This window comes from Cedecea selenatireducens, assembly GCF_042138895.1.
Taxonomy (GTDB): domain Bacteria; phylum Pseudomonadota; class Gammaproteobacteria; order Enterobacterales; family Enterobacteriaceae; genus Cedecea; species Cedecea selenatireducens.
Genome location: NZ_JBHIKW010000008.1, coordinates 187133 through 202882, shown reverse-complemented (window position 1 = coordinate 202882; position 15750 = coordinate 187133). Strand labels below are relative to the sequence as shown.

Sequence of the window (15750 nt, the reverse complement as noted above, 5' to 3'; positions counted from 1 at the left end):
TTATACCTGATGCCGCTGACGCAGCGATAATACTGCGTCCAGCGGCACCGGCTGGCTAAAGTAGTACCCCTGCAGCCGGTCACATCCCGCAAGGCACAGCAGCTTAAGCTGATACTCGTTTTCCACCCCTTCTGCCGTGACCGCCATGCCCAGCGCGCTGGCAATGCGCACCGTGCCGCTGACCAGCGCCAGCGCTTGCTCATCGCTGTCCACCAGCCCGGCCAGGGATTTGTCTATTTTGATGGTGTCGAAATTAAAGCGGCGCAGATAGCCAATGCTCGAATAGCCGTTGCCGAAGTCGTCGAGCGCCACCGCCATCCCCTGAGATTTAAGATTACGGATGGCCGCCAGCGCACGTTCCGGGTTTTCCAGCACGTAGCTTTCGGTGACCTCAAGCTCCAGCCGCTGCGCCGAAAACTGCGTATCCTGCAATACCCGGGCAACCTTATCTTCAAACTCCGGATCGCGGAACTGCGCCGGAGAGATGTTCACCGACAGCCGTAAATCCTCATAAGGTTCTAAATCCCGGCACGCGCGACGAAGCACAAACTGCCCCAGGGCGTAAATCAGGCCGCTGGTTTCGGCCACGGTGATAAACTCATCCGGGAACAGTTCGCCTTCCGGGCGACGTGGCCAGCGCACCAGCGCTTCAACGCCGGTCATCACCTGGCTACGCGCATCAATAATGGGTTGATACCAGACCTCAAACTCATCCCGCGCAAGGCCCGCACGGATATCATTTTCGATAATCAACCGACGTTCGCGCACGTTGTTTAGCGCCGCATCATAGTAGGTGGTGCGCCCTTTACCGGTAATTTTAGAATGGTACATGGCGATATCGGCGCGGCGGAAAAGCTCAGAGCTGCTGCAGTCCACCAGCGACCCGGAAGCAATACCGATGCTGGCGCTGATGTGGATGGTGCTTTCCCCCACGGGGATCGGCTGGCTAAGATAATCCAGCACCGACCCGGCAAAGGCCGAAGAGTGTTCCCCGGCGTGCTCTCCGCCGAGCATCATGGCAAATTCATCTCCACCCATACGAACCAGCATGCCGTTTTTCGGCACCCTGTCGCGAAGCTCATGAGCAATGGTGACGATCAGCTTGTCACCAATGTCGTGCCCGTAGATATCGTTCACGTCCTTAAAGCCGTCGAGATCGATAAACACCACGCTTTTCTCATCGGTATCACCGCGCTTACTGATGGTTTCCAGCCGCTCGATCAACGCCCGGCGGTTAGGCAAATGGCTGAGCCAGTCGGTCAGCGCGATAGTTCTGGCCTGCTTTTCGCCACGAGCAAGCTTGTACAACCCCAGGCTGCTGATGGCGATAAATAGCAGAATCAATACTGCTGCAAGCACGGCAATGCGCATAATGTCGGCCGACGCCGCTTGTGCCGCCTCCGCGCCCGGCAGCCTTGGCCGCCAGCTCAGATAGCCCAGCGTCTCACCTGACGTACTGTTTAACGGTACGCTGGCCGACACCGACGGGCCGGGCATTAAGCGCAGATTTTCAATCTGAAACGTGTTACCCAGTTCTTTAAGCATGCCGCTATTAATCTGGCGGCCAATCACCAGATAACGCCGCGTGGCGTCGCGCACCTGAAGCCGGCCCAGCATCGGGCGAATCAGGCCAATGCCGATAAACGACACGCCGTATTCTGTCTGGGTGATACCGGCGAAAATCTTTTTATCGTCCCTCAGCGTTTGGGCATTCTGATGAACCAGAGCTTCAAAACCCTTACCCAGCTGGCTGATATCCCGCCCCGCCACTCGCTGGCCGCGAAAAGAACCCCAGAGGATGTTGAAGCTCTCATCCAGGACGTAAACGCCGTCATAAAGGTTATTGATTTTGTAGCCCGCGCCCCAGGTGTTATACAGCCAGTTCACGTCCAGTACCGGGCGATAAACCTGATTCACGGCGTCATCCCAGACGGCGTTGTCGATGACCAACGCCCACACGCGGTTTACCGAGGTCTGAATTGCCCCCTGCACCGACAGCGCGCTGCGGTGTTCATCTATCTCATTGGTTTTGCTGCTGATAAGGTGAAGTGACAGGTAGAGTAGCGCGAGGGTAGAAACGATCAGCCCGATCCCTGCCATAAAAACCATGGCAAACAGGGTTCCGGCAACGGGCGTACTTTTCCAGCTAAGAGGATTACGCAATTTCATCTCTCTTCTCAGTGAAATAATATGGAGATTTCCGGCTTTTTAATTTAGAGAAGTTCTATTGCCGTTAAATAAGCGTAATACACCTTGAGGAAAGCGCTGCCCGATAATTAACGGGCAGCGTGATAGATCAGGCAATTTTGATAATAATCATCCCGACCAGCAGTAAAGCAAGGCCAACCCAACCTTTGCGGTTGAGGCGCTGGCCGAAGAGGATCCAGCCCGCCGCCACGGTCGCGGCAATACCAAAGCCGCCCCACAGCGCGTAAGCCACGGATAATTCGATGCCTTTAACCGCCTGTGCCAGGGCACTGAATGCTGCCAGAACCGCCAGCAGAGACAGGACGCCGTACAGCGGGCGACGGAAACCGTCCGAATGTTTTAATAATATATTGGCGGCGATTTCCAGAACGATTGCCAGCAGCAGCCACAGAGCGTGAACCCACTCAAACGACGGCATGATGATCCCCCTTCTCTGACGTCACCGGACGAGTTTTTTTCGCTCGCGTACCCGATTTAATCAGCGCAATACCGACAACCAGCGTGGTCAGGCCGAGTATTTTCAGCGGAGAAATGGACTCATCAAACAGCAGAACGCTGAATAAGGTAATAAACAGAATACCAATCCCTTCCCACATGGCATAGGCCACGCCAAGGGCGATTTTTTTCACCGAAAACGACAGTAAAATATAAGAAAGCGCGATCATGACCAGCATGAAAATATAACCTGCGTTATTTTCGCTGACGCTTGACCATTTCATGGATAAGGTGCCGGTAATTTCGGCGGCGATAGCTAATCCCAGTAAAATCCAGTAAATCATGATTTCTCTCCTGACAGAGAAAATAGTGCTGCACAAAGCCTGCAAGCCACGTCAAACGACGAGCAAGGGCAAATTAAAAAACCAGAAAAATTGTCAGAAGAAAGGGACTAAAGCGCGTTGCGCCAGTGCTGCTCACCAGAGAGTGAAGAAGTAGAAGTGATAAAAATAGAATGCTGATTTAATGAAGTGCTGAACATATTGTCCATAATATTTCCAACTTATCCGCGGTGTTGCTTCTCGTCAGTTGCGGATAGAAAATTGTCCTCGGTAGTTAAACACGCCGATTTTATACCATAATTCGGTATGTTAGCGCCTGACACTTACACTCCTTTACGCTGCGCATCGCCCATGCCGTAATGTATTAAACTGTTTTCAACGGTTAAAATAGCGTAATTAATGGATGAACTTTTTACTGGCGGTGTATTATTTTTTTTGTCCCGTCACACTGGAGAATCAGCAACAATGGCAAAACCGATCATTACTCTCAAGGCGTTGAAGGCCGTGATTATGCTGGGCATGCTGGTCATTATTCTGGTGGGAATAAAAGCCGCAGCGGATATCATCGTGCCTTTTATTCTGGCACTGTTTATTGCCGTTATTCTTAACCCGCTGATTCGTCGTCTCGAACGACTGCGGGTGCCACGCGTACTGGCAATTAGCCTCGTTATCGTGGTGATTATTCTGAGCATGGTACTGCTGCTGGCCTATCTTGGCACCTCGCTTAACGAGCTGGCGAGAACCCTGCCGCAATATCGTTCTTCGCTGGTGGTGCCGTTAAAGACGATTGAGCCCTGGCTGCAGCGCGTGGGGATCTCAGTTTCCGTCGACGAATTAATGAAGTACGTCGATCCTAACGCCCTGATGACGCTGGTGACCAGCCTGCTGACCCAGCTTTCCAACGCGATGTCTTCCATCTTCCTGCTGCTGCTCACCGTGGTGTTTATGCTGATTGAAGTCCCTCAACTGCCGCGCAAACTGCAACAGCTGATGTCTCGTCCCGAAGAAGGGATGGGCGCCATTCAGCGAGCGCTGGACAGCGTCAGCCATTATTTGGTGCTGAAAACGGCGATCAGCATCGTGACCGGGCTGGTGGTCTGGGGCATGCTCGCCGCGCTCGACGTTCGTTTTGCCTTTATCTGGGGTCTGCTGGCCTTTGCGCTGAACTACATTCCAAACATCGGCTCAGTGCTGGCCGCTATCCCGCCCGTGGTGCAGGTCCTGGTATTTAGCGGACTGTATGAAACCCTGATCGTCGTGGCGGGTTATCTGCTGATTAATCTGGTGTTCGGCAACATTCTCGAGCCGCGAATGATGGGCCGCGGGCTTGGGCTGTCGACGCTGGTGGTGTTTCTGTCGTTAATCTTCTGGGGCTGGCTGCTCGGCCCGGTGGGAATGCTGCTTTCCGTTCCGCTGACCATTGCGGTGAAAATTGCGCTTGAGCAAACGGAAGGCGGCAAGAGTATTGCGGTACTGCTGAGTGATATGAGTAAGTCTTGAAGGTTGAGCTCTTTACCCTGGTCCTCTCCCCACCGGGAAGAGGGGATCCAAACCACGATGGGATTCTGTTACTTTGCGGAGTTCCGTTCACCCATAGATCGGTTTTCCCTGCACGTTCCCGGCACGGTGAACGTGCCAGGGAGATTACGCCATCTCCCTGGCAACCCAGGCGCCCGGCGAGCTCATCGCCGCTGAAGCGGTAAACCCACCGGCTATCACCCAAACATTCGGGGTCGTTCGCGATTCGTTCCCGACGATCGTTCTCTTTCGCTGCTCCCGGCAGCTCAACCCCGCCTGAGTTGGGTCATAGCCGGGGGCGATGAGAGCCGGGAACAAGGGCATGGCTTTGGGACTTGCTGCAATTTTTATGCTCAGAGTAGCTATGAGCTTGAAGCGAGGCACGGTTCCGGCTTAAATCGCCTCGGTTTTCTCTCCGACTGGCCGGGGTCCGGGCGTCGGGAACGACCGGAGGCTGAGAGCGTTGGGAACGCATCTCAGCCGACCCAGGACTGGGAGATAAAACTGAGGTCTGCCGCTTCAGCGGTCGATTTATTTGGCCGGGAGTCCGGGGTCTCGGGGGAATGACGGTGATTCTCCCGAGACGTTCACCGATTCGGTGGCTGCATATGAAACAGGGCTGGAAGTGAACGGAAATTTAACCAGCCCTGCATAGCCGAGGATATTTGTGATTTAGAGGCAGCCGCTGAGGGATGAAGGGAAAAACTACTCCGGATCTAACTCAAAACGCTCCGCAATATACCCCAGCGCCTGAGACACCCCATCCGCACTGATGGTATGCACCACGCCCGGCTCAAACAGCGTTTCGACCTCTGCCCCGGCCTCCGTCAGCGCAGCGGCCGCCGCTTCACTTTCAGACCACGGAATAACCTGGTCGGCCATACCGTGAATCAGCAACGCCGATGCATCTGCCGCGACTTGATACGGTTTTGGCGACGCCAGACGGCCTGAAAATGCTACCACGCCCGCCAGTGGGAACCGTGAAGTGGCCAGCACATCCAGAGCCATGATAGAACCTTGCGAAAAACCGAGCAGGATGACCTGATCTTTACCCGGCGTCACATCATGTTGTTCAAAAATCGCCTGCAGCTTAGCGTCAAACGCGGCGCGGGCGTCAACCACGCGCTGCGGCCGGTTCTGCTCGGTAACGTCCGCAAGGCTGAACCACTGCCAGGCATCGCCGCCGCCGTCAAACGGCTCGCTGCCGTTCGGTGAGGCGAATAATACTTCCGGCATCACCTGCTGAACGAAGAGCCCCAGCCCTTCCAGATCCGCCCCTGAACTTCCTACGCCGTGCAACATAACGATCAGTTTTTTCATGTCCCTGCCTTCTGCTAAAACCGGTATTGACTGCTTCTCAGGCGCTTACCTTATCCTGGTCACACCCCACGGAACAAGTAAACCGCAGCTAACCGGGTGCCAGAATCGCACTTGCCTTTGAGCAACTGCTCAAGTATATTTCGCGCTTGAGCAACCGCTCAAATTTGTTCTTTTTAGAGGCATTAACCATGCGCTTCACTAATCGCTGGCTGATTCTGGCGATCCTGACCAGCACCCTGTTTCTTATCATTATTGATATGACGGTGCTCTATACCGCGCTGCCGCGGCTCACCCAGGCTTTAAACGCAACCGCGTCAGAAAAGCTGTGGATCATTAACGCCTATCCGCTTGTGGCGGCGGGCCTCCTGCCGGGCGCGGGAATGCTGAGCGATCGTCTCGGCCACAAACTGATGTTTATGTCCGGGCTGCCGGTTTTCGGCATAGCTTCGCTTTGCGCGGCTTATTCGCCCACGGCCGAGCTGCTGATCGCTTCACGCGTATTTCTGGCTATTGGCGCAACCATGATGATGCCCGCCACGCTTGCCATCGTGCGTCAGGTCTTTACCAACGAACGCGAGCGCGCGCTGGCTATCGGCATCTGGTCTGCCGTCGCCTCGGCGGCTGCCGCGCTTGGCCCGGTTATCGGCGGCGTGCTGCTGGAATACTTCTGGTGGGGCTCGGTCTTCCTCATCAACGTGCCGGTCGTGTTGCTGGTTATCGTCTTTGCCTGGTTCCTGATCCCACGTGACGCCGGGAACGCGAGCCGCCCGTGCGATTTCACCGCTTCGCTGCTGATTATGCTTGGCCTGGTGGGCGTAATTTATGCCCTGAAGGAACTCAGCAAAATGGACGCCTCGCTGCTTATCGCGGTGGGTTCCCTGCTGGCTGGCGTGGTATTTTTAACGCTGTTTGTTCGCCGCCAGCAGCGTTCGGCGCAGCCGATGATCGACTTCTCTCTGTTCCGTAACCGCATGTTTGCCAGCGGCATTAGCGTGGCGATTATCACCATGATCGCGTTAACGGGCATTGAGCTGGTGCTGACCCAGCGCCTGCAGCTCGTTCTGGGCCTGACGCCGCTTTTAGCGGGACTGTCAATTTTACCCATCCCGATTGGCTCCGCCCTTGCCTCACCGCTGGCGGGCGTCATGCTGCCGCGCTGGGGAGGTGCAAAATTAATGGTCTTTGGCCTGCTGGTCACGACGATTGGCATGAGCGGCATGGCTTTGCTGGCCGATTACAGCCTGACGCCGCAGCTCGGCGCGCTGTTTGTCATCGGGCTTGGGCTTGGCGTGGCGTTTACCGCCGCTTCGACCTCAATCATGCTCAACGCGCCGGAAGAGAAAGCCGGCATGGTCGCCGCGATTGAAGACGTGTCCTGGGAAATGGGCGGCGTGCTCGGCGTCACCCTGCTGGGCGGCCTGATGACCGCGGTCTACAGCGCAAGCCTGGTGCTGCCGGAAGGGTTAGTCGCCGGGAACAGCGCCTACGACAGCCTCGATGAAGCATTGCATCTTGCAGGCTCAATGAGCACGGCGAGCGCCCAAATGCTGACGGAGCTGGCGCGTATCGCGTTCAGCCAGGCCTATCTCACCGTGGTTATCTGCGCTGCGGTCCTGGTCGCGGCGAGTACCTTGGTCTTGAAATATGTGCTGCGTCAGTCAGGAAAGCAATCCAGCCAGATCGCTAAAAGCTGATAAGATGCCCCGCTAGCGTTCAGATAACCGTGGATACGTCATGAAAGAAGCACCGGACACGCTGAGAAGCAAAATCCTGAGCGGGGCCATTGAGCTGTTCATTGAGAAAGGCATCGAGAAAGTCACCACCCGCGAACTCACCGAGCGGGTGGGCATCTCGCGCAGCCATATCTATCACTACTTTCGCGACTGGCAAACGCTGTGCATTGAGGCGATGACCGAGTTTTTAATGGCCGACCTGCACAGGTTTACCGCTGAAACCGACTCACTTTCCCCAGCAGATAAACTGCAGCGGCTGATCCACACCTATCTTCCTCATGCTCCGGACGCGGTCTGGCAGCTCTACGGCACACTCTGGCACCAGGCGGCACACAGTACCCTCTGGGCCGAACTGGCGCTGGTGATGACGCAGAAATGGGAAAAAGTGCTGGCCGATATCGTCGATGACGGTATTGCCGCTGGGGTGTTTAAAGCGGTGGATGCGGCAAGAATTACGCGCCAGTTTAGCGCCCTGCTAAACGGCTATGCCGACAAACTGCTGGTCGCCTCAGCGCCCACCGACAGGCAGCTGGCGCTGGACGATATTGACGATTTTATCCGCCTGCTGCTTCGCGCGGGCTAAATCGCTATCCTGCGGCTTATCTCTACCACCCGATCGCCTGGCAGACGATAATAGTGCGTCACGTGCGTGGCGTTTCTCACCATAAAGGCAAAGCACTTCCGCTGCCAGATCGCCATGCCCTGCCCGTCCTCACGGGCAACAATGGTTTCGTGCCCAAGGTAATACGTTACGTCCTCAACGCTAAAGTCGCAGGCCATTTCCCCTAACCTCGACATCAGCTCCGGAATGTCCGGGCGCTCCATAAAACCGTACTGGGCGATGCCGCGCCAGTAGCCCGCCGCCTGTTCCACGATTACCAGCCTTTCACCCGCCGGCACGCGCGGCACGTTCATGATTGAAATCGTCAGCGACAGCACCTGCTGCTGTAGCGCGTGGTTGCGGGCCACGTGCCAGCGCATCACCGGGGGAATGCCGTTACGGGTTTTGGTCAGGAACACCGCCGAGCCCTGCACGCGCGGCACCTCACGCTCTTTTAGTGCGGCAAAGAACGTGTTCACGTCGATAACTTTTTCGTTCACCGCGTTGGACGCCGCCGCCGCGCCACGGTGCCAGACCAGCATCGTCGTGCAGACCACCGCCGCCAGCAGCAGCGGAATATAACCGCCTTCCAGGACTTTGATCAGGTTCGCTATCAGGAAGCAGGTATCGACAATTAAAAAGCCCCCCGCCACCAGCGCGCTGGTCAGCCGCCGCCACTGCCAGATATGGCGCATCGCGACATACAGCAGCCCGGAGGTCATCAGCATGGTGAGGGAAACGGCAATCCCGTAGGCAGCCGCCAGATTTTCAGAGGACTTAAAGAACACCGTCAGGAACAGCGTAACGCCCATCAACAGCCAGTTGATTGTGCCGATATAAATTTGCCCGTAGCTCTCCGCTGCCGTCTGGCGAATACGCAGGCGCGGCAGCCAGCCCAGCTGTATTGCCTGCCGGGTCATCGAAAATGCCCCGGTGATAATCGCCTGGCTGGCAATAATCGTGGCCAGCGTGGCCAGAATCACCAGCGGGATCAGCAACACAGGTGGGCAAAGGCGGAAGAAGATATTCTGGGTGATATCGGCCCCGGAAAGGATCAGCGCCGACTGCCCGGCATAGTTGAGCAGCAGGCTCGGAAACACCACGCCGTACCACGCCAGCCAGATAGGCTTTTTGCCAAAATGCCCCATGTCGGCATACAGCGCCTCCGCCCCGGTAACGCACAGAAACACGCCGCCCAGCACCATAAAGCTGACAAAACCATTGGAGACGAGAAACTGCAGGCCGTACCACGGATTGATAGCCAGCAGCACGGCAGGATGCTGCGCGATGCCCCAAATCCCCAGCCCGGCGATAGAAATAAACCACAGCGCCATAATCGGCCCGAAGACTTTGCCGATCTTCGCCGTCCCGAAAGGCTGTACGGCAAACAGCAGCACCAGAATGGTCACCGCAATCGGCAGCACCCAGGTTTCTGCCTCCGGCAGGATCATGTTCAGCCCTTCGATTGCGGAGAGCACCGAAATCGCCGGCGTAATCGCCCCGTCGCCATAAATCAGCGCCGCCCCTAACAAAGCCGCCAACACCACCCAGCGTGAGCCTTTATCTCGAGCCACCAGCAGCGACATCAGCGCCATGATCCCGCCCTCGCCGTGGTTGTCGATGCGCATGGCGAACATCGCATACTTCACCGAGGTAATAAGGATAAGCGTCCAGATAATCAGCGACAGCAGCCCCAATATCACCGACGGGGTTGGGTTGTTCCCGGAAAGCAGCAGTACCGTTTTCAGGGTATAAAGCGGGCTGGTGCCGATATCGCCGAACACCACGCCGAGCGCGCTCCCGGCGAGAATAAACTGATGCGGCGTTGTCCCGGAGGCTTCCGCGCCGGCCGTCTGCGGCTGGTTTGTCATGCACAATCCTTTCGGTGATTTTTCTGGCAGTTGCCATGACAAAGTATAGAGGTGGATAAAAAACTTCAGATAAACAGCGGCAAATAAAAAAGGCCCAACGGTTCCCCGCCAGGCCAAAAGGTACTCCACATTAAAACTCTTTTTTAATTAAAGACCATCCCGCCGTCGATAAGCAGCGACTGGCCGGTCATATAGTTGGAGTCGGCGCTGGCCAGGTAAGACACGCAGGCGGCGACGTCTTCTGGTTCAGACAGACGGCCCAGGGTGATGCGTTTTGCGAACTCAGCGGTGCCGTAGCCCAGCGGTTTGCCTGCAGCTTCGGAGACCTGGCGGTCGATTTCAGCCCACATCGGGGTTTTAACGATCCCCGGGCAGTAGCCGTTAACGGTAATACCGAGCGGAGCCAGGTCACGGGCGGCGGTTTGGGTCAGGCCGCGAACGGCAAATTTGCTGGAGCTGTAAACGGCCAGTTCCGGGTTGCCCACGTGCCCTGCCTGGGAACAGGCGTTAATGATTTTCCCGCCGTGGCCTTCCGCTTTGAAGGCTTTAACCGCCGCCTGAATGCCCCAAATCACGCCCTTCACGTTGATGTTGTAAACCTTGTCGACGATTTCCGGGGTAATGTCTTCGATCGGCGTAGAAGGCGCCACGCCCGCGTTATTCACGATAACGTCAAACCCACCCAGTCCTTTACGGGCAGCTTCAACGGCGGCAAACACCTGGTCGCGGTCGGAAACGTCTGCGGTCACTTCCAGCGCGCGGCCACCGTTGCGGTTAATTTCGTCCGCCACTTCTTTGGCTGTTTTCGCGTTAAAGTCAGCCACGGCGACGGCAAAACCGTCTTTGGCCAGACGCAGCGCGATAGCTTTACCGATCCCCTGACCGGCACCGGTAACCAATGCTACTTTTTTCATCACAATATCCTTCTGTCATTTAAAGAATTTGGCTGAGATGCAGCTGACTCATCAGCAGATGGTTGTCGCTGTAATCAACCGGAATCGCTACCACCGCCGGGCCGTTAACGTCCATTGCGGCGCGTAAAGTCGGCTCCAGCGCCTCGGCGCTTTCCACCGCAAAGCCTCGTGCGCCAAAGGCGTCCGCGTAAGCTTTGAAATCCACCGGCCCGAAGTTAACGCCCGACAGGCGCTGGTATTTTTTCTCTTCCTGAATCGCCACCATGTTGTAGGCGTTGTCCACCCAGATGATGTGCAGCACGTTTGCCCCCAGGCGCACCGCCGTTTCAAGCTCCATGCTGGACTGCAGGAAACCGCCGTCGCCGGAAACCGAAACCACCTTGCGGCCGGGGTTCACCAGCCAGGCACCGATGGCCCACGGCAGCGCCACGCCCATGGTTTGCTGGCCGTTAGAAATCATTAACTGACGGGCACGGAAGCTATACAGGTAACGGGCGATCCAGATATGGAAGCTGCCCATGTCGACGGTTAAGGTCACGTCGTCGTTCACGATGTCCTGCATCGCACGCACGATACGCAGAGGGTGCAGCGCAAACTGGTTTAGCTGTGCGCCACGGCGGCTCAACAGCTCGCGCTGATGCTGCCTGTCGACGAGAATTTCGGACGCCCGCGGGCTAAGAATCAGCGGTTTATCGATGCGAGCGGTGAGTTTGTCCAGCGTGCTGGCAATATCGCCAACCAGCTCAACGTCCGGCACGTAATTACGTTCTTCATAGGCGGGCAACACGTCGATATGCACCAGCGTGGCATCGCCGGTATTCCACATCGCCGGCTCATATTCTACCGGGCTATAGCCGATACAAATCACCAGGTCGGCAAGCTGCAGCAGTCGGTCACCGGCCTGATTGTTAAACAGCCCTACACGCCCGGCGAAGCGAGCAAAGTGCTGCTGATTCACCGCGCCAGCGGCCTGGTAGGTGCTGGTCACCGGGATATGGCTTTTTTCCAGCAGATGGAACAGCGCGGCGCTGTTTTCGTCCTGGCTTGCCATCAGGCCCAGCAGGAAAATCGGGTTTTTAGCGCCAGCGATAAGCTTCGCAACTTCTGCAATGCCGGCATCAGGCGCGGCACCGGCTTTAACTGAGCCGTTAGCAGGCAGGATATTGCCGGTTGCCGGGCCGTCGCTGATGTCCTGCGGCAGGCTGACAAAGGCGCTGCCGGGGCGACCGTGCTCGGCGGCGCGGAAAGCATTCGACACCACCTCAGCAATCGCATCCGAAGAAGAAACCTCTACCGAGTATTTGGTGACCGGGCTGAACATCGCCACCGTGTCCATGCTTTGATGCACTAGCTTGGCTTTATCCGAACGTTTCACCGCCCCACCCAGCGCCACAACCGGGTCGCCTTCGCTGTTGGCGGTCGCCATGCCGGTAATCAGGTTTGAACAGCCAGGGCCGGACGTCACCAGCGCAACGCCCGCTTTTCCGGTGATGCGCCCAACCGCCGCGGCCATAAAGGCGGCGTTGGCCTCATGGCGCACCGGAATAAGCTCAATCGGCGAATCATTCAGTGAGTCAAAAACCTTATCAATTTTCGCCCCGGGGATCCCAAAGACGTGCTTCACGCCCTGCGCTTCCAGCTGGCCGACCACCATGTCTGCGCCATGCGCCCACTGACGCAAAGGTTTTTTATTATTCATTGCTCACATCTCCTTCAGGGAACGCTAGTTTTCGACCGCACGAATTGCGGCGTCGAGATTTTCGGGGTGCAGGTTGGCGTTAAGAAATGCCTTGTCTGCGGGGAGGTCGATCATCAGTTTGTGGATCTCGCCGAAGGTCAGCACGCCATGCTCCAGCTGATAATCGAGCAGGTGTCCGCCGCCCTGGCGGTCATCGGTAATAAAGTGTTCGTGATAGCCCGCGACGTTAATGCCCTGCATATGCTGCGGCGTGCGGAACCCTACCAGGACGCCTTCCCGGCCGTTAAAACGGAACACCGGCTGGTCGTCCAGCACGTCCGTCATGGCGCGATAAGGTGGCTTCTGGCGAGGAACCGTGCGGGTGTGGGCATGGCGGAAGTGACCGTCGATGCGCAGCGCACAAAACAGGTTATCGGAAGGGATTTTTGCATCGATAATCTCGTGCAGCTTCTGGCGGCTGGTGGTGCTGTCAATCTGCAGGCGGTGCTGCGGCTTAAACCAGGTCATCACCGCAAACGGCGTTTTCTGCTGCGGGCTGGCCGCCCTGGCGCTGCCGTCTGAACGTAGCTGGTAAACCTGACTATTAAAGGCGATCATCTCGCCGTCCAGCTCGTTAAACGTCCCCAGGCCAAAGTCACCGCGCTTCAGCAGGTCGGCCATGGTGGTTTCTCCTTCATAGACGCCGCTCAGCAGAGCGCTCATCAATGAAGTCTGATATATCATATTTTCTTTATTGGCTTTGGCGAAGGTCTCGACCATCTCCAACAGACTTTCTTCACAGGAACATAGAGTTAGATCGCTCATGGCGTCCGCCCTCTCTTGCTAAAGGTTAAGAAACATTAATTAAATGTTGACGTGATCAAGCTCACAGTTCCAATATAAAAGCCCTTCTGGTTTGAGACGTTTTTGATATGGAACTTCGCTATCTCCGCTACTTCGTCGCCGTCGCGCAGACGCACAACTTCACCCGAGCAGCCGAATTATTGGGTATTTCCCAGCCTCCTCTTAGCCAGCAAATTCAAAGACTTGAACGTGAAGTAGGCACCCCACTGCTGCATCGCCTAACGCGCGGCGTTGAGCTGACCGATGCGGGAGAAGCGTTTTACCAGGATGCCTGCCAGATTCTGGCCCACAGTGACGCGGCGCTAGAAAAAGCGCGCGGCATTGCACGCGGTATTAACGGCAAGCTGTCGCTGGGCATCGCCAGCTCTAACGCTTTTCATCCGAAGATCTTTTCCCTGCTGCGCCAGTTTCAGGCGCATTACCCTGCCATTGAGCTGCGCCAGCGGGAAACCAATATGGCCGGGTTAATGCAGGAACTGGATGAAGGATTGCTGGACGTGGCGTTTGTGCGCCTGCCCTGTGAAAGCAGCAAAAGATTCAATCTCAAGCCGATCGCCGAAGAGCCGATGACGATCGCCCTGCATAAAGATCATCCGCTGTCCGGGGAGAGCGAACTCGCGCTACAGGCGCTGGTTGATGTTCCACCGATACTTTTCCCTCAGGAAGTCGCCCCGGGGCTTTATGAATTGATGTACAACGCCTGCCTGCGGGCCGGCATTAACCTGAAGAACGCTCGCCAGGCTTCACAAATCTCCTCCTCTCTGAGCATGGTGGCCGCAGGCTTCGGCTTTGCTTTAGTGCCACAGTCCATGACCTGTATCGGCAGCCCGAACGTGACTTTTCATGCGATTCGCGGTGACCAGGTGAAAACGGACGTCGCCCTCGCCTGGCGGCAGTTTGAGCGCTCGCCGTCGGTGAAACGTTTTATACAGCTGTTCGGCCACTAGCGGGTATGACGCTGCTGTTCCTGCCCGCAATGTATGCCATTTGGTTCAAAATTCGCCCATAAAAGGCCAAAAGCTAACCTATTCCCTCGGCCCGTAGAACCTCTCTGCGGGCCATATTCCAAATCATGAACGGCGCTCATGTTCTAATGAAATTAAATCACTTTTACTAAAACTGTGACTCAGGCATAAAAGATGCAATATTGTTAACAACACGCAAATTGTTAATGACATGCAATATGAAGATTACTGACAGGTAAAACCACAGCTAACCAAAGGTTATCTGTGTGAAATCAAGCAGTAGAACAGGCCAAAAAACAGAATTAAGGTGCCGGATTACCATGACTAAAGCGTTTACTTTTACTCTTAAGAGCATTGTTTTTGATGAGAATTACAACCCATCAGGGAATACTCGCATCACAACCAATTTTGCTAACCTGGCCCGCGGCGAGAAGCGTCAGGAGAACCTGCGTAACGCTTTGATCATGATGAATAACCGCTTCAATTCGCTGGCAAGCTGGGACAACCCAACGTCCGATCGCTACGCCGTTGAACTTGAAATTGTTTCCGTTGAGCTGGATATCGAAGGCCAGGGTAAAACCTTCCCGGCGATTGAAATCCTTAAAACACATGTTCTGGATAAAAAAACTAATCAGCGCATCGAAGGTATCGTGGGGAACAACTTCTCTTCCTACGTGCGTGACTACGACTTCAGCGTTCTGCTGCCGGCCTACAACCAGGATCGCGCTAAGTTCAGCATCCCGGAGAACTACGGTGACCTGCACGGGAACCTGTTCAGACACTTCGTCAGCTCGGACACTTACAAAGAAAACTTCAACAAAGCGCCGGTGATTTGCCTGAGCGTATCGAGCAAGAACGTCTACCGTCAGACGGGTAATCGCCACCCGGTGCTCGGCATCGAATACGAGCAGGATGCGTCTTCCCTGACCGATATCTATTTCAACAAAATGGGGCTGAAGGCTCGCTACTTCATGCCGCCAAACAGCGTGGCGCCTTTCGCGTTCTACCACACGGGCGACCTGGTGAATGATTACTCGAATCTCGAGCTTATCAGCACCATCAGCACCATGGAGACGTTCCAGAAGATTTATCGCCCTGAGATTTACAACGCGAATTCCCCGGCCGGGCTGTGCTACCAGCCGAGCCTGAACCACCAGGATCATTCATTTACTCAAATTGTTTACGATCGAGAAGAACGCAGCCGGTTGGCCATCGAACAAGGGAAGTTTACTGAAGAGCACTTCATCAAACCGTACCAAACAATTTTAGAACAGTGGTCTGCTAACTACCCTCTTTGAGACA

14 protein-coding genes are annotated in these 15750 nt (G+C 55.8%); 5 read left to right on the top strand and 9 right to left on the bottom strand.

What is annotated here, in order from left to right:
- From ACE38U_RS14820 to ACE38U_RS22435, 4 genes are all read right to left on the bottom strand, one after another.
- On the bottom strand, positions 1–2169 hold the full coding sequence (locus ACE38U_RS14820; RefSeq protein ID WP_375530036.1) for a putative bifunctional diguanylate cyclase/phosphodiesterase: 2169 nt from the start codon (positions 2167–2169) through the stop codon (positions 1–3).
- Positions 2170–2296: 127 nt separating this feature from the next.
- A complete protein-coding gene (mdtI, locus tag ACE38U_RS14815; protein WP_038472920.1) occupies positions 2297–2626 on the bottom strand; it encodes a multidrug/spermidine efflux SMR transporter subunit MdtI in 330 nt (109 codons plus the stop codon).
- The gene (gene mdtJ, locus ACE38U_RS14810; protein WP_375530058.1) at positions 2613–2990 is read right to left on the bottom strand and encodes a multidrug/spermidine efflux SMR transporter subunit MdtJ; all 378 of its coding nucleotides are present in this window, start codon (positions 2988–2990) and stop codon (positions 2613–2615) included. Before mdtJ ends, mdtI begins: the two co-directional genes overlap by 14 nt.
- Positions 2991–3094: 104 nt before the next feature.
- Positions 3095–3184, bottom strand: a complete 90-nt coding sequence (locus tag ACE38U_RS22435) for a protein YdgV (RefSeq protein ID WP_445986272.1) — start codon at positions 3182–3184, stop codon at positions 3095–3097.
- Positions 3185–3449: 265 nt separating this feature from the next.
- On the opposite strand from ACE38U_RS22435, the gene ACE38U_RS14805 reads away from it, so the two are divergent.
- Positions 3450–4484 (top strand): AI-2E family transporter, encoded by a 1035-nt coding sequence (locus ACE38U_RS14805; RefSeq protein ID WP_038472926.1) that lies wholly within the window; start codon positions 3450–3452, stop codon positions 4482–4484.
- Positions 4485–5207: 723 nt separating this feature from the next.
- Here the strand turns inward: ACE38U_RS14805 and ACE38U_RS14800 are convergent.
- Positions 5208–5849 (bottom strand): alpha/beta hydrolase, encoded by a 642-nt coding sequence (locus ACE38U_RS14800; protein ID WP_268747105.1) that lies wholly within the window; start codon positions 5847–5849, stop codon positions 5208–5210.
- Between the two features lie 161 nt (positions 5850–6010).
- Between ACE38U_RS14800 and ACE38U_RS14795 the strand changes: the two genes are divergently transcribed.
- Together ACE38U_RS14795 and ACE38U_RS14790 are read left to right on the top strand one after the other, a co-directional pair.
- The gene (locus ACE38U_RS14795; protein WP_176982892.1) at positions 6011–7516 is read left to right on the top strand and encodes an MFS transporter; all 1506 of its coding nucleotides are present in this window, start codon (positions 6011–6013) and stop codon (positions 7514–7516) included.
- 40 nt (positions 7517–7556) lie between these two features.
- Positions 7557–8138 (top strand): TetR/AcrR family transcriptional regulator, encoded by a 582-nt coding sequence (locus ACE38U_RS14790; RefSeq protein ID WP_375530035.1) that lies wholly within the window; start codon positions 7557–7559, stop codon positions 8136–8138.
- Here the strand turns inward: ACE38U_RS14790 and ACE38U_RS14785 are convergent.
- From ACE38U_RS14785 to budA, 4 genes are all read right to left on the bottom strand, one after another.
- Positions 8135–10027: a potassium transporter Kup gene (locus ACE38U_RS14785; protein WP_375530034.1), complete on the bottom strand. Its 1893-nt coding sequence runs from the start codon at positions 10025–10027 to the stop codon at positions 8135–8137. The genes ACE38U_RS14790 and ACE38U_RS14785 overlap by 4 nt on opposite strands.
- A gap of 143 nt (positions 10028–10170) precedes the next feature.
- Complete coding sequence (locus tag ACE38U_RS14780) at positions 10171–10941, bottom strand: (S)-acetoin forming diacetyl reductase (protein ID WP_038472938.1); 771 nt, start codon at positions 10939–10941, stop codon at positions 10171–10173.
- A gap of 19 nt (positions 10942–10960) precedes the next feature.
- Positions 10961–12640, bottom strand: coding sequence for an acetolactate synthase AlsS (alsS, locus tag ACE38U_RS14775; protein WP_038472941.1), 1680 nt, complete (start codon positions 12638–12640; stop codon positions 10961–10963).
- Between the two features lie 24 nt (positions 12641–12664).
- Entirely contained in the window at positions 12665–13444 is a 780-nt protein-coding gene (budA, locus tag ACE38U_RS14770; RefSeq protein ID WP_375530033.1) for an acetolactate decarboxylase, read from the bottom strand.
- Between the two features lie 107 nt (positions 13445–13551).
- On the opposite strand from budA, the gene ACE38U_RS14765 reads away from it, so the two are divergent.
- A complete protein-coding gene (locus ACE38U_RS14765; RefSeq protein WP_038472945.1) occupies positions 13552–14430 on the top strand; it encodes a LysR family transcriptional regulator in 879 nt (292 codons plus the stop codon).
- A gap of 338 nt (positions 14431–14768) precedes the next feature.
- Positions 14769–15746, top strand: coding sequence for a DUF1852 domain-containing protein (locus ACE38U_RS14760; RefSeq protein ID WP_375530032.1), 978 nt, complete (start codon positions 14769–14771; stop codon positions 15744–15746).
- Positions 15747–15750: the final 4 nt, after the last annotated feature.

Bases quoted from the DNA above. Each gene is read 5' to 3' on its own strand.
- ACE38U_RS14805 (WP_038472926.1), top strand. From the start codon at position 3,450: ATGGCAAAACCGATCATTACTCTCAAGGCGTTGAAGGCCGTGATTATG.
- alsS (WP_038472941.1), bottom strand. From the start codon at position 12,640: ATGAATAATAAAAAACCTTTGCGTCAGTGGGCGCATGGCGCAGACATG.
- ACE38U_RS22435 (WP_445986272.1), bottom strand. From the start codon at position 3,184: ATGTTCAGCACTTCATTAAATCAGCATTCTATTTTTATCACTTCTACT.
- ACE38U_RS14765 (WP_038472945.1), top strand. From the start codon at position 13,552: ATGGAACTTCGCTATCTCCGCTACTTCGTCGCCGTCGCGCAGACGCAC.
- ACE38U_RS14820 (WP_375530036.1), bottom strand. From the start codon at position 2,169: ATGAAATTGCGTAATCCTCTTAGCTGGAAAAGTACGCCCGTTGCCGGA.
- ACE38U_RS14795 (WP_176982892.1), top strand. From the start codon at position 6,011: ATGCGCTTCACTAATCGCTGGCTGATTCTGGCGATCCTGACCAGCACC.
- budA (WP_375530033.1), bottom strand. From the start codon at position 13,444: ATGAGCGATCTAACTCTATGTTCCTGTGAAGAAAGTCTGTTGGAGATG.
- ACE38U_RS14780 (WP_038472938.1), bottom strand. From the start codon at position 10,941: ATGAAAAAAGTAGCATTGGTTACCGGTGCCGGTCAGGGGATCGGTAAA.
- mdtI (WP_038472920.1), bottom strand. From the start codon at position 2,626: ATGCCGTCGTTTGAGTGGGTTCACGCTCTGTGGCTGCTGCTGGCAATC.
- ACE38U_RS14790 (WP_375530035.1), top strand. From the start codon at position 7,557: ATGAAAGAAGCACCGGACACGCTGAGAAGCAAAATCCTGAGCGGGGCC.
- ACE38U_RS14760 (WP_375530032.1), top strand. From the start codon at position 14,769: ATGACTAAAGCGTTTACTTTTACTCTTAAGAGCATTGTTTTTGATGAG.
- ACE38U_RS14785 (WP_375530034.1), bottom strand. From the start codon at position 10,027: ATGACAAACCAGCCGCAGACGGCCGGCGCGGAAGCCTCCGGGACAACG.